The following is a 13,139-nucleotide window of genomic DNA, read 5'->3' on the forward strand; positions in this document are numbered from 1 at the left end:
AATCAGCGTTTATAGACGCGGCTCCGCGCAGCGTTCCCTGATAGCTCAGCGGTAGAGCTCTCGACTGTTAATCGAGCGGCCGTAGGTTCGAATCCTACTCAGGGAGCCATTTTTCGCGATCAGGCAGCGCTGGACGACAGCGCCGGCTGCACCCACTTGAGAAAACCATCGCGTCGGCGCAGATGCGCTGATCATCCGAGCGTGAGCGCGGACGCAAGGATGCGCCCGACGCGCGTCGACGCGACGGCCCTCATATTCCGGGAGCGCAATCGCGCGCCCAAAGAACGCCCGGTGCGCAAGGCACCGGGCGCAGCAATCTCAGTTGCTGTCAGAATTGTCGTCGTTGACGATCGCGATGACGCCGATCGCAACGATGCCCGCGAGGATCGCGAGGCCGACGAAGCCGAAGCCACCGGCCAGCTCGTTCTGCTTCGCCGACGGGGTGCTGGCGCGGACGCTGTTGCCGACCGACAGGCTGGCGGCGGGGTTGGCGGTGGCGGCAAGCGCAGGCGATACGGACAGCGACGCGACGGCGGCAGCCGCCAGGAACTTCTTCAGCATGGTCAATTCTCCTTCGATGATCGGCCCGGCTGCGTGGTTACACTACTGACGGTCCCGACGACACACACGTGTCGGGCAACACCAAACCTTGCAAGGCGCAATTAGTGCCAGTCATCGTTGTCAAAGTGGCCGGTTGCCGCTTTTTCTTGCCAGCTTGTTGTGTTCGCGCCACAGTGAGGCGCTGATACATAAAGATACAATTAGGCGAGGATTACCGATGTTGATGATCGAAGTCGCGATGGGCATTGTTGCTGCGTCCTTCATTGCAATTCCGCTCGCACTTGCGCGGTTCGGAAAACCCGCGGGCACCGAGATCGAGAAAAGCTAGCCTCCGAGAAGGGCCGGATCGCCGCCGGAGCCATTCCGTTCATCGCACGTTCCACTCGGGTCGGCTATATGGCGCTGATCGCGCCCAGTCGGGTGTGAGCGGAGAGATGTGAGATGTTGAGGAGATTGGGTCGCAGGGCGCTGGTGGTTGCGTTGGCTGCGAGCACGACCGTCGTCGCAGGGTGCGCGACCGAAACCGCCTACCGTCCAGCGACCGGCTCGGGCTTCTATCGCACCGGTTATAGTGACACCCGCATCACGCCGAACCGTTTCCGCGTGACCTTCGCCGGCAACTCGGTCACCGATCGTGATGTGGTGGAGCGGTACCTGCTGTTCCGCGCCGCCGAGCTGACGACGCAGAACGGCTTCGACTATTTTGTCATGGCCGATCGTGACACCGACCGGCAGGCGCGTACCTATTCGACGCCGGGTGCCTGGGGCCCGGGCTTCGGACCGTATGGCGGCCTTTGGGGCCCGCGCTGGGGCTTCTACGGCAGCTTCGGCTATCGCTCCTGGGATCCGTTCTGGGGCGGACCGTGGGGCGGTTGGGGCGGCGGCGCTGACATCCGTACTGTCGATCGCTACGAGGCGAGCGCTGAAATCGTGATGTTCCGCGGCAAGCCGCAACCGGGCAATGTTCGCGCCTTCGATGCGCGGCAGGTCATCGAGACGCTCGGGCCCACGATCAAGCTGCCTCAGGCGCGCTAAGCCCGCCGCTGTAACAATCAAAGGCTCCCTGCCGTCGGCGGGGAGCCTTTTTCTTGTCGGCAACTTCGGATTTAGGCTGCTGATGCGGTCTTCGATCTGTGGCGAGGAAGCCCGACATCGCACGTGCCCGCCGAGCGACTTCGCGCATGTGCCGTCAACGTAATGGGTCCCCGGACGTTTGCCGCACACCCAGCGCGATAGACTAGGCGGGTGTCAAACCGCCCCGTGACAGTGCTTGTACTTGCGCCCCGAACCACACGGGCACGGCGCGTTGCGGCTGACCTGCCCTTCCCATGCTGCGGGATCGTCCCCGACATCGACCGGATTCGGCTGCACCATCTGCATCGGCGGCAGCTGCGTCTGGATCAGCCCCAATGTGCCAGCGTCAATGTCGGCCGAATTATCCTCGCCGGTGAACGGGTCGAAGTGCGTCGTGATGAAGTCGGGCAGTTCGGGAAGCTCCGGCAGCGGCTCCATGCGGAACTGCGCCTTGGCGATCGTCTTGGTCACGTCGACGCGGATGCTGTCGAGCATACGCTGGAACAGCGAGAACGCTTCCTGCTTGTACTCGTTAATCGGCGTCTTCTGTGCGTAAGCACGCAGGTGGACGACCTGACGCAGCGCATCGAGCGTTGCCAGATGCTCCTTCCAGTGATGATCGAGGTTCTGCAGAAGGATCGACTTCTCGACCTGCGTCCACGTCTCGGGCTCGAGATCGGCCGCCTTGGCCGCGACTGTCGCATCCGCCTCGGCCTGGACACGCTCGGTCACGATCTCGGGATCGATCGCTTCCTCGGTCAACCACTCGTCGACCGGCGGCTGGATGTTGAGCACCTCGGCAAGCTGCTCCTTCATCCCCGCGATGTCCCATTGCTCGGGGTATGAGTTGGGCGGGCACGCATCGCCGACGATCGCGTTGACCGTTTCCGCGCGCATGTCCTCGACCACGTCGCCGACCGTGTCCGCGTCCATGATATCGGCGCGCTGCTCGTAGATTACCTTCCGCTGGTCGTTCATCACGTCGTCGTATTCGACGACCTGCTTGCGCACGTCATAGTTGCGCGCCTCGACCTTCTTCTGCGCGGTCTCGATCGCCTTGCTCAGCCACTTCGAACCGATCGCCTCGCCGTCCTCCAGATTGGAGCGCATCATGCGTGCGAACAACGTGTCGGGACCGAAGATGCGCAGCAGATCGTCCTCGAGGCTGAGGTAGAAGCGGCTGAGCCCCGGATCACCCTGCCGCCCCGAGCGGCCGCGAAGCTGATTGTCGATGCGCCGGCTCTCGTGCCGCTCGGTGCCGAGCACGAACAGCCCGCCCGCCTCCAGCACGCGCGCCTTCTCCGCCGCGATCTCCTGCCGGATCTGCTCCAGCGCCGCCTCCCGCTCGGGGCCTTCCGGCATACCGGCGAGCTCGTCTTCAGCGCGGAATTCAAGGTTGCCGCCAAGCTGGATGTCGGTGCCGCGACCCGCCATGTTGGTCGCGATCGTCACCGCGCTCAGCCGTCCGGCCTGCGCGACGATATGCGCTTCGGACTCGTGGTAGCGCGCGTTCAGCACCGAATGGTCGACGCCCTCCTGAGTCAGGAACTCCGAGAGAAGCTCGGACTTCTCGATCGACACGGTGCCGACCAGCACCGGCTGGCCCTTGCTGGCATGCTCGCGGATCTTCTTGGCGATCGCGCGGAACTTGTCGTGCGTGTCCTTGTAGAACTCGTCCTCCTCGTCGACCCGGTTGATCGGCCTGTTGGTCGGGATCGTGACGACGTTCATCTTGTAGATGTCGAAGAATTCGGCCGCTTCCGTGGAGGCGGTGCCGGTCATCCCCGAGAGCTTGGGGTACATGCGGAAATAATTCTGGAACGTGATCGAGGCCATGGTCTGGTTCTCGGGCTCGATCTGCACGCCCTCCTTTGCCTCGACCGCCTGGTGGAGGCCGTCCGACCAGCGGCGTCCGTCCATCATGCGGCCGGTGAACTCGTCGATGATGATGACCTTGTCGTCCTTCACCAGGTAATCGACGTCGCGCTTGAACATCATGTTCGCGCGCAGCGCCTGGTTGAGGTGGTGGACGACCTGCGTGTTCTCGAAATCGTAGAGGTTCGCGCCTTCCAGCAGGCCGGCGTTCTCCAGGATACGTTCGACCTTCTCGGTCCCGTCCTCGGTCAGGACGATCGTCTTCTGCTTCTCGTCCTTCTCGTAATCGTCTTCCCCCAGCTGCTTCACCACCGCGTCGACGCTGATGTACAGCTCGCTCTTGTCGTCGGTCGGGCCGGAGATGATCAGCGGGGTGCGCGCCTCGTCGATCAGTACCGAATCAACCTCGTCGACGATCGCCATCGCGAACGGGCGCTGCACCATGCTGGCACGCTCGTACTTCATGTTGTCGCGCAAATAGTCGAAGCCGAATTCGTTGTTGGTGCCGTATGTGATGTCGGACGCATACGCCTGCCGCCGCTCCTCGTCCGAAAGATTGGGTACGATCACGCCGGTGGTGAGCCCCAGGAAGCCGTAGACGCGGCTCATCCAGTCGGCGTCACGCGCGGCGAGGTAATCGTTGACGGTGATGACGTGGACGCCCTCGCCCGGCAGCGCGTTCAGATAGGTCGCGAGCGTCGCGACCAGCGTCTTGCCCTCGCCCGTGCGCATCTCGGCGATCTCGCCGCGGTGGAGCACGATGCCGCCGACCATCTGCACATCATAATGCCGCTGGCCAAGCACGCGGCTCGCCGCCTCGCGCACCGTCGCGAACGCCTCGGGCAGGAGCTGATCGAGCGTCTCGCCGTTTGCCAGCCGCTCGCGAAACAGTACGGTTTGGTTGGCGAGTGTCGCATCGTCCATCGCCTGCAACGCGGGTTCGAACGAGGCGATCTTGGCGAGGATGGGGTTGAGCGACTTGACGTAACGGTCGTTGGACGACCCGAAAAGCGACTTGGCGATGCCACCGAACATGGGTGTGGATCCTGTATCTGAACGCGGGCGCAGGCGCCGTCGATCGGCTGCCCACGCGCTGAGGGGAAAACGGCAGGGAAGCGGCGGTAGCTCCGCCGCGGCGCGCTTATTCGCGCCGACGCCCGGCAAAGGCGGGCTCGGCCGGGAGCAGCGTCCAGCCGCGCGTGATCGGCGCAGCGGCGGCGCGCGCGAGTGACGCGATCGCCTGCACGGGACGAGCGAGCAGCACGACGCGCGCGGCTGCGACCGGACGCGCCACCTTCTCCTGCGCCACTGCCTGCGCGAGCTGCGGCTGGCGCGCGCTGCTACCGATGCCGGTCAGCGCCGACAGCAATGCAGACAGGAGGAGGAACAGGTTCACGTGCCCGGACATAAGGCGGCGCGCGGCACGCGTCCACCGCTCGCGTGCAACCACGCGCTCAGTCGCGCGGCAGCACCCAGCGTACCGGCAAGTCGATTGTCGACTTGATCGCCATGCCAGCCTCGTCACGTGCGGGCTCGAACACGCCGCGATCAAGGAGGATGCTGCACGTGGCCACATCCAGACGGTTACTGCCGCTCGACGTGACGATGCCGCATGATTTCACAAACCCATCGTCGCCGATCGATATGCGCGCGACGGTGCGGCCTTCTTCCCCCGCCCTGATCGCGGTGGGTGGATAGGAACCAGCATCGAACCACCTGCCCGGGTTGCCCTTCGGCCTGCTTGCCCGCGGTGGCAGCGTGATCGTCGACGGCGGTGGCCCGGCGCGGACCGGCCTCGGAACGTAGACGGGCGGCCGCGCGACAACGGTCGCGGGCTTGCGCTGCGACCACCAGTTCGATGCATCCTCCGCGAGCCACAGCGTCGTCACGCCGCGCAAGGCGATCAGCACCGCCACGAGGGCGACGATCAGCCACGTCAGCCGCCTGCCCGAGCCGACGAACCACGGCTGCGGTCGTGCGTGACTGGGGCCGAGCCCGTTCTGCGCGCGTGCCTGCCGCCGCGCCAGATCCTCCAGATCGTCGATCAATCGCCCTACCCCCCACCGTCGCGGCAGCTTATGACGCGCGGATGTCCCAGTCGATGCCCTCCTCTCCGCTCGCGCAGCCCTTCCCCGACATGCCGCCGATCGCCGGCGTGACGGTGCGCACCGCGCGTGCACGCTACAAGGCGTGGGACCGCTGCGACCTGACCTTCGTCGAACTGGCGGCGGGCACCGCTGTCGCCGGCGTGCTGACGCAATCGAAATGCCCGTCGCCCGAGGTCGAATGGTGCCGCCGTGCATTGGTGATGGGCGAGGCACGCGCGCTGGTCGTCAACGCGGGCAATTCGAATGCCTTTACCGGCAACCGCGGGCGCGCCGCGGTCGAGGCGATCGCCGCGCGGACCGCCGCGCAGCTCGGGTGTCAGCCATCGGACGTGTTCGTCGCGTCTACGGGCGTGATCGGTGTGCCGCTGCCGATCGACAAGGCCGAGGCCGGGCTCGACGCCGCCTTTGCCGCTGAGCCGGTCGGCTGGCGCGACGCCGCCGACGCGATCGCGACCACCGACACCTTCGCCAAGGGAGCAAGCGCGACCGCGGTCGTCGACGGGCGCACGATCACGATCGTGGGCGTGATCAAGGGCTCGGGCATGATCGCGCCCGACATGGCGACGATGCTGGGCTTCATCTTCACCGACGCCGCGGTCGCACCGGGCTATTTGCAGGCCGCGCTGTCGGCGGCGAACGAGCGCAGCTTCTCGTGCATCACGGTCGATGGCGACACCTCGACCAGCGACACCGTGCTCGCGTTCGCGACCGGCGCGGCGGGCAACGCGCCGCTGACGAGCGACGAGGATGCGGGCGCCGACGCGTTCCGCGCCGCGCTCGCCGACGTGTGCCGCCAACTCGCGCTGCTCGTCGTGCGCGACGGCGAAGGCGCGTCGAAGCTGATCGAGATCACCGTCGAAGGCGCGGAAAGCGATCGTTCGGCGCACCGGATCGCGATGAGCATTGCCAACTCGCCGCTGGTCAAGACCGCGATCGCGGGTGAGGACGCGAACTGGGGCCGCGTCGTCATGGCGGTCGGCAAGGCAGGCGAGCCGGCCGAGCGCGACCGCCTGTCGATCCGCTTCGGTGCGACGCAGGTCGCGCAGGGCGGGCTGGCGGTCGAGGGCTATGACGAGGCGCCGGTCACCGCACATCTGAAGGGTCAGGAGATCGAGGTCGGCGTCGATCTGGGTCTCGGCGACGGCGCCGCGCGCGTGTGGACGTGCGACCTGACTCACGGCTACATCAGCATCAACGCCGATTACCGCAGCTGATGGACGCGCTCGATCGGGCAATCCCGCCGCTGCTGGAACGCGTCGCCGCCGAGATCATCCTGCCGCGGTTCGGCCGTCTGTCCGCCGCGCAGGCCGCGGAAAAGACGCCGGGCGACTGGGTGACGATCGCCGATCGCGAGAGCGAGGCGGTCATCACCGAAGAATTGACTCGGCTCGATCCCGCTGCGCGCGTGGTCGGAGAGGAAGCCGCCTCGGCCGATCCGTCGTTGATCGAGACGGTCGCCAGCGGGCGCGTCTGGCTGGTCGATCCGCTCGACGGCACCAACAACTTCGCCGAAGGACGCGAACCGTTCGGGATGATGGTGGCGCTGGTCGAGGACGGCGTGGTGCAGCGCGGCTGGATCTACGCGCCGGTGACGAAGCGGATGTGCTTCGCCACGCGCGGCGCAGGCGCATTCATCGACGGAACGCGCGTGTCCTGCGGCGAACGCACCCGGCAACCGATCGCCACCTACTCGAACTATTGGTTCACCCCTCAGCAGTGCACCGCGATCGAGGACGCGGGGGCGGGCGTACTCGACCTGCGTCACGGGCTTCGCTGCGCGGCGGCGCAATATGCCGCGCTGGTCGATGGCACCCACGATATTGCACGGTTCGAGCGGATCTATCCGTGGGACCATGCCGCGGGATCGCTGTTCCTGACCGAAGCCGGCGGCCATGTCGCACGCCCGGACGGACGTCCCTACGCGCTGACCGATACCGGACAGGGATTGCTCGCCGCCGCGTCGCCTACCTTGTGGGAGCGCGGTGCGCAGGTGCTGGGTGCGCCTACCGACTGAGCGACTGGCGCCTCGCCGGCAACACCTCCGTGGCTGGACCCAGGTCGCGTTGGGACACGATCCTGATCGCGCGGATCGCGCTACGTTCGCCATTGGTCGGCGCGCAAGGCGAGGAAAGATCGCCGGAAGCGGGCGGGGCCAAACGCTCCGCGCCGATCAGCTCGATTTCGAATATGTGGCCAAAAAGCCATGGAGCTGCGGTTGCGGATTGTTGCGCGCCCTCGCGCTAAAGCCATGCGAACGGCGTTCGTGGCGCGATCTCGCCGACCACGATATTTTCGTAAAAGTACGGCGCCTTGAAGTCGTTAACGAGAACGCCCTTCATGCGACGTGGACGCAACGGCGCACTCCACCCGCAACAGTCAACCGGCGCCGCCGCGAAAAGCAGCAGCGCCGCGAGGATCACGCCAGCTCACCCTCAAGCCATGCCTTGATCCGGCCCTTGGGCTCGGCGCCGACCTTGGTCGCCGCGGGAACGCCGCCCTTGAACAGGATCATCGTCGGGATCCCGCGCACGCCGTACTGGCCCGGCGCGTCAGGATTCTCGTCGATGTTGATCTTGGCGATCGTCACCTGCTCGCCCAGCTCGTCGGACAGCTCCTCCAGGCTCGGCCCGATCATCTTGCACGGTCCACACCACTCGGCCCAGAAATCGACCAGCACGGGCTTGTCGGCCGACAGCACGTCGTTCTGGAAGCTGGCGTCGGTGATCTTCTTGGTAGCCATCGTAAACTCCTTATGTCGTTGCTGATCTAGGATGCGCGGTTCGCGCGCTCAACCATCCGTGACCAAGCTTTGCTCCGCCGCCGCCAAGCCGCGCTTGCCGCGCGTCAGCGCCGCCGCATCCAGCGGGATCAGCACCGGCCCGCTGGTATAGAGCAACGCGACCTCGACCACGCGATCCGGGAAGATCACCTGCAACGCCGCCTGATAGGCGGCCATCTGCTTCAAGTGATAATCGGGCACTTGCGTAGCATCGCGCGGCACCTGCCGCCCGGTCTTGTAGTCGATGACGCGGACGCGGCCGTCCTCGATCAGCAGCCGGTCGACCGTCCCCGACACGACGCGCGTGGTGGAAAGTACCGCGCTGATCGGCGCCTCGGCAAGCGCATCGGGTCCGAACAGGTCGGCGAAGTTGGGATCGCCGAGCACCCGCAGCACCGGTGCGATGATCGCCGCCTGATCCTCGTCGGGAACCCCGCGCGAGGCGAGCCAATGCCGCGCCGCCGCGTCGCGTCCCGCAGGGTCAACCACCGGCAGCCGCTCGAACAAGGCGTGCATCATTGTGCCGCGCTCGGCTGCGGCGCGCATCTCGGGCGTCGGCGGCGCGTCGGCGGCATCGTCCTCGCCGAGCGACGAGGGCGCGAGCGGGCGCGGCGGGCGCTGTTCCTCCGGCGCCATCTCGCGCGCCCAGGCGGGCAGTGGCAGCATGTCGCTCGCCACCTCGGCCTTGGCGCGACGCAGCGGTACGGGCGCGCGGGGTACACGCCCCTCGAACACGCGCGGTCCCTCTTCCGGCTTGGCCACGCCCAGCGCGTCGAGCGTCCGCGCGGTCACCGCATACCAACTCGACGGCGGCGCCTCGCCCTTCCATTTGGCGCTAAGCGAGCCGGTGACGACCAGCCGCTCCTCCGCACGCGTCGCCGCGACGTAGAACAGACGCCAATGCTCCTCGCGCTCGCGCCGCTCGGTCTCGCTCAGCGCCGCATCGATCTCGCCCGCACGCTCCGCTTTTCGCGGGCGGAACACCGGTATGCCCTCTTCAAGCCCGCCCGGCTGCCACAGCACGGTCGAGCGCGGCGCGGAGTCCGGGTCCGCGGTCGCGTCCGCCAGGATGACGAGCGGCGCCTGCAATCCCTTGGCGCCATGCGCGGTCATCACGCGCACGGCGTCTAGCGGCGCGGCCGCATCGCGCACGATCTCGACCTCGTCGCGCTCGAACCAGTCGAGGAAGCGTTGCAGCGACGGCGTCGTCGTGGTCTCGAAATCGAGCGCGGCGTTGAGCAGTTCCTCGATCGGGTCGCGCGCCTCCTCGCCCAGCCGCGCCAGCAGCTTGCGCCGACCTTGCATCGGCCCCGACAGGATCATCTCGAGAAACTGATACGGCGTGCGGAAGTCGGAACGCGCGAGCATCGTGTCCAGATCGCCCAGCAGCGTCGGCACCGTTTCCGACAAGTGTCGCCACAGCGTCCCCTTGCGCGGCACCGCGCGCGCGAGCAGATCGTCCTGCGTCCAGCCGATCAGCGGCGAGACGAGCAGGCTGGCAAGGCTCAAATCGTCGTCGGGTTGCAGCACGAAGCGGATCGCGGCGAGCAGGTCCTGCACCGCCAGCGGCGCACTCAACCGCAATCGGTCGACGCCCGCGACCGGCACGCCCTCGGCATAAAGCCGCGCGACGAGCAACTGCGCCAGCTCTCCGCGCCGCTTGACGAGGATCATCACGTCCTCGGGCCGAAGCGGATTGCCCTTGCTCTCCAGCGTCATTCCGCCATCGAGCCAGCCGCGTACCAGCTTGGCGATCCGCGTCGCGTTTGCGCGCACCGCGTCGTCGATCCAGCCTTCCTCGCCGCCCTCTTCCGCTTCGCTAGCCCCGGCGGCAATCGCAGGAAGCAGCATGACCTGTCCCGGCCCGGCGATGCGGCTGCCGTGCGGCGGGATCATGTCATCCCCCGCGAAATGCGTCGCGCCGACCTGCTCGATCGCGGCATCGACGAACTCGAGCACCGGCGCGGTCGAGCGGAACGAGTCGACCAGCGACAACCGGTCGAACGGCAGCCCGCGCTCGCCCGCCTCCATGTCGTCATCGCCCGCGACCATCGCGGCGCGCGCCTCGAAATAGCGTTCGGCCGCCATGAAGTTGACCGGATCGGTTCCCTGGAAGCCGAAGATCGCCTGCTTGGTGTCGCCAACCGTGAACAGCGTGCGGACCGAGGGCGCGTAGACCCCGCGCCCGACGAAATATTCATCCACCAGCGCGCGGATGATCGTCCACTGCGCGACATTGGTGTCCTGCGCCTCGTCGACCAGCACATGCTCGGTGATCTGGTCGAGCTTGTAGCGGATCCACTCGCCGATCCCTTCCTGCCTGAGCAGGTTGACGGTTGCGCGGATCAGATCGTCGAAGTCGACCGCCCCCGCCCGCCGCTTCGCCGCGGCATAACCGCGCGCATAATCGCGCCCAACCTCGAGGGCGCTGCCCAACAGGTCAGCGTAGGCGGCGCGGACCTGTAACCCCAGCAGGTCGGCGCACGCGCTGCCCAGTTCCTCCGCCAGCGCGGCGTAGTCCGCCTCCGCCGCGATCAGCTTCGCCGATGCCTTGCGCGGCTCGCCCGTGCCGGTGCGCACCACCGCCATCAACGCGCCCAGCTGCTCGGCCCGCGCTGCGTCGCCGGCGGCGAGCCACGCGGCAACCGCGTCGGCGTGCTTCAAACCCGTCGCCGTACCCCAGGCAGCGTTGGCTGCGGCAATGCGCCGGATCGCGCCCTCGTCCAACCCGGCGCAACGCTCACGCACGTGCGCGCCCATGTCGCCAAGCGGGACGCCCAGCGCACCGCGGATGAACGCTCCGACGCCGCTCGGCAGCGCCTCAAGCGCACTGCCCGCGCGCGCGCACTCGTGCAGAAACTGCTCCGCCCCCTGCTCACCCAGCCGGACGCTCAGCGCGCCGATGGTCGCGACCGGTCCCTCGCGCCCGTCGCGCTCAGCGGTAACCAGCAGGTCGGACAGCGCCTGCCGCCGCAGCAGCGCCTCCTCGCGCGGCTCGATCGGGCGAAAACCGGGGACGAACCCCGCCTCCACCGGAAATGATGCGAGCAGGCTCTGGCAGAAGCCGTGGATCGTCAGGATGCGCAAGCCCCCGCCCGGCGCGTCGAGCACCTTGGCGAACAGCGTCCGAGCGCGCGCAATCTGCGCCTGCCCGCCCGGCTCGCCCAGCGCGCGCAGATCGGCGAAGAGCGCCACGTCGTCCATCCGCACCCAGGCGGCCAGCCGCCGGCTGATCCGCGCCGTCATCTCCGCCGCGCCTGCCTTCGTAAAGGTCAGGCACAGGATCGCGGACGGATCGGTCCCGCCCAACAGCAATCGGAACACGCGCGCGGCGAGCACCTGCGTCTTGCCGGTGCCGGCCGACGCGGAGAGCCACACGTGCGCGTCAGGGTTGCTCGCGCGCTGCTGATCGCCCTGCAAGGCGGGCAAGGGGGCGAGCGCGTCAGCGTTCACGGCCGTACCATTCGTTGCGGCGCATCAATTGGTCATAATCGGCGAAGGGCGCGAATTCGGGATGCAGCTTGGCGACGAACGCCTCTTCGCCGGTCAGCCAGCGCGCCGCCGCTTCGGCGAAGCTGTCGCGCGCGGCGCGCGTGAAATCGTCGGTCATGATGCGCCCGTGCTTGCCCGCGGGGTCGGCGGGACTGGTCACCGCGCCGAAGCCGTCGCGGCCCTTGGCGAGCGACCAATATTCGAACCCGCCCGCACAGCCCGATACGCCTTCAAAGGCCCCCTCCTCCACCATCGCGCCGAGCAGGCCCAGCTGCAGGTTGAACCCGCCGCGCACCGCCGCGACCGATGGCGCCTTGCCGGTCTTGTAGTCGACCACCACCAGCGACCCGTCGGCGGCACGATCGACGCGGTCGAACCTCCCCGTTAGCTTGATGCCCGACAGCACCGCATTGCCCTGCCCTTCCGCCGCCAGGATGTCGCGCCCCTCGGCGCGATTGGCCTGCATCGTCGCCGCGATCCACTCGATGCCGGCGATCAGCCGCGGTTGCCACAATGCCCGCAGCAGCGGGTGCGCGGCGGGATCGTCGAGCATCGCCAGCGCGCGCGGCACCAGCCGATCGGGGGCGCAGGCATCGTGCTCGGCCCATTCCTCCAGCACGCCGTGCACCGCGGTGCCGCGCCACGCCGCACTCGGATCGGCGTCGACCGCGTCGAGCGGCATCAGCTTCAGGATGCGCCGCGCGTAGAAGGCAAAGGGATCGGCCTTCAACCGGTCGACCTCCGTCACCGAGATGCTCTTGGGCCTCAGTTCTGCACGCGGCACCGGCGCGGGTCGCTCGGCCGGCTCAGGCGTTGCACCGTCATCGAGCAACCGCGTCCACCGCTCCAGCCGGTGCGCACGCACGAACCGCTCACCCGCCATCGCCTCCAGCCGCAACCAGAAGCGTGAGGCGAGCGCTGGGCTACGCGCGTCGCGCCGGCTGCGCGTGATCAGCACGCGCGGTGCGCCAAGCCCTTGCCCGAAATCATGCGCCGCAGTGCCGATCGCGCGCTGCAACCCCGACAGGCCCAGTTCGGCGCGGATGCGCGGCGCGAGCCACGGATCGGGCGGCGGGTTGCCCGGCCACACGCCCTCGTTCAGGCCGCCCAGGATCATCAGGTCGGCGGTCTGCAACCGCGCCTCGATCAGGCCGTAGATCGCGAGGCGCGGATGCTCGCCCTGGATCTGCCTGACCGCGACCTCGTCCATCAGCAGCCGCAGCAGCGGCGCGTATCCGGCGGCGGTCGCG

11 protein-coding genes and 1 tRNA gene are annotated in these 13,139 nt (G+C 67.7%); 4 read left to right on the plus strand and 8 right to left on the minus strand.

Annotated elements, in window-relative coordinates; translation table 11 throughout:
* The first annotated feature begins 34 nt into the window (after positions 1–34).
* Positions 35–109 (plus strand) — tRNA-Asn (locus SMN802W_RS0112365).
* Between the two features lie 209 nt (positions 110–318).
* On the opposite strand, the gene SMN802W_RS0112370 is transcribed toward SMN802W_RS0112365, so the two are convergent.
* Entirely contained in the window at positions 319–561 is a 243-nt protein-coding gene (locus SMN802W_RS0112370; RefSeq protein ID WP_019517228.1) for a hypothetical protein, read from the minus strand.
* A gap of 471 nt (positions 562–1,032) precedes the next feature.
* On the opposite strand from SMN802W_RS0112370, the gene SMN802W_RS0112380 reads away from it, so the two are divergent.
* Positions 1,033–1,596 (plus strand): CC0125/CC1285 family lipoprotein, encoded by a 564-nt coding sequence (locus tag SMN802W_RS0112380; protein WP_019517230.1) that lies wholly within the window; start codon positions 1,033–1,035, stop codon positions 1,594–1,596.
* A gap of 213 nt (positions 1,597–1,809) precedes the next feature.
* Here SMN802W_RS0112380 and secA read toward each other — a convergent pair whose 3' ends face one another.
* From secA to SMN802W_RS17645, 3 genes are all read right to left on the minus strand, one after another.
* Positions 1,810–4,545: a preprotein translocase subunit SecA gene (gene secA / locus SMN802W_RS0112385; protein WP_019517231.1), complete on the minus strand. Its 2,736-nt coding sequence runs from the start codon at positions 4,543–4,545 to the stop codon at positions 1,810–1,812.
* A 106-nt stretch (positions 4,546–4,651) separates the two neighbouring features.
* On the minus strand, positions 4,652–4,906 hold the full coding sequence (locus SMN802W_RS17035; RefSeq protein WP_156818869.1) for a hypothetical protein: 255 nt from the start codon (positions 4,904–4,906) through the stop codon (positions 4,652–4,654).
* Between the two features lie 58 nt (positions 4,907–4,964).
* Positions 4,965–5,558 carry an energy transducer TonB gene (locus SMN802W_RS17645; RefSeq protein WP_019517233.1) on the minus strand — a complete coding sequence of 198 codons (594 nt, stop codon included), beginning with the start codon at positions 5,556–5,558 and terminating at the stop codon, positions 4,965–4,967.
* Positions 5,559–5,611: 53 nt separating this feature from the next.
* Here SMN802W_RS17645 and argJ point away from each other — a divergent pair, with 53 nt between their 5' ends.
* Together argJ and SMN802W_RS0112405 are read left to right on the plus strand one after the other, a co-directional pair.
* Positions 5,612–6,832 (plus strand): bifunctional glutamate N-acetyltransferase/amino-acid acetyltransferase ArgJ, encoded by a 1,221-nt coding sequence (gene argJ, locus SMN802W_RS0112400; protein WP_443208880.1) that lies wholly within the window; start codon positions 5,612–5,614, stop codon positions 6,830–6,832.
* On the plus strand, positions 6,832–7,632 hold the full coding sequence (locus tag SMN802W_RS0112405; protein WP_019517235.1) for an inositol monophosphatase family protein: 801 nt from the start codon (positions 6,832–6,834) through the stop codon (positions 7,630–7,632). The genes argJ and SMN802W_RS0112405 overlap by 1 nt, the downstream gene beginning before the upstream one ends.
* 226 nt (positions 7,633–7,858) lie before the next feature.
* Here SMN802W_RS0112405 and SMN802W_RS0112410 read toward each other — a convergent pair whose 3' ends face one another.
* The 4 genes from SMN802W_RS0112410 to SMN802W_RS0112425 form a co-directional block, all read right to left on the minus strand.
* Entirely contained in the window at positions 7,859–8,038 is a 180-nt protein-coding gene (locus SMN802W_RS0112410) for a hypothetical protein (protein ID WP_019517236.1), read from the minus strand.
* Positions 8,035–8,391, minus strand: coding sequence for a thioredoxin (trxA, locus tag SMN802W_RS0112415; protein WP_274543661.1), 357 nt, complete (start codon positions 8,389–8,391; stop codon positions 8,035–8,037). The genes SMN802W_RS0112410 and trxA overlap by 4 nt, the downstream gene beginning before the upstream one ends.
* A gap of 15 nt (positions 8,392–8,406) precedes the next feature.
* On the minus strand, positions 8,407–11,850 hold the full coding sequence (gene addA, locus SMN802W_RS0112420) for a double-strand break repair helicase AddA (protein ID WP_019517238.1): 3,444 nt from the start codon (positions 11,848–11,850) through the stop codon (positions 8,407–8,409).
* Positions 11,840–13,139: PD-(D/E)XK nuclease family protein (locus SMN802W_RS0112425; protein WP_019517239.1), on the minus strand; the 1,300-nt coding region annotated here is incomplete at its 5' end. The genes addA and SMN802W_RS0112425, both read right to left, overlap by 11 nt.

Origin of the sequence: Sphingomonas sp. Mn802worker (assembly GCF_000382485.1) — a bacterium.
Classification (GTDB): Bacteria; Pseudomonadota; Alphaproteobacteria; order Sphingomonadales; family Sphingomonadaceae; genus Sphingomonas.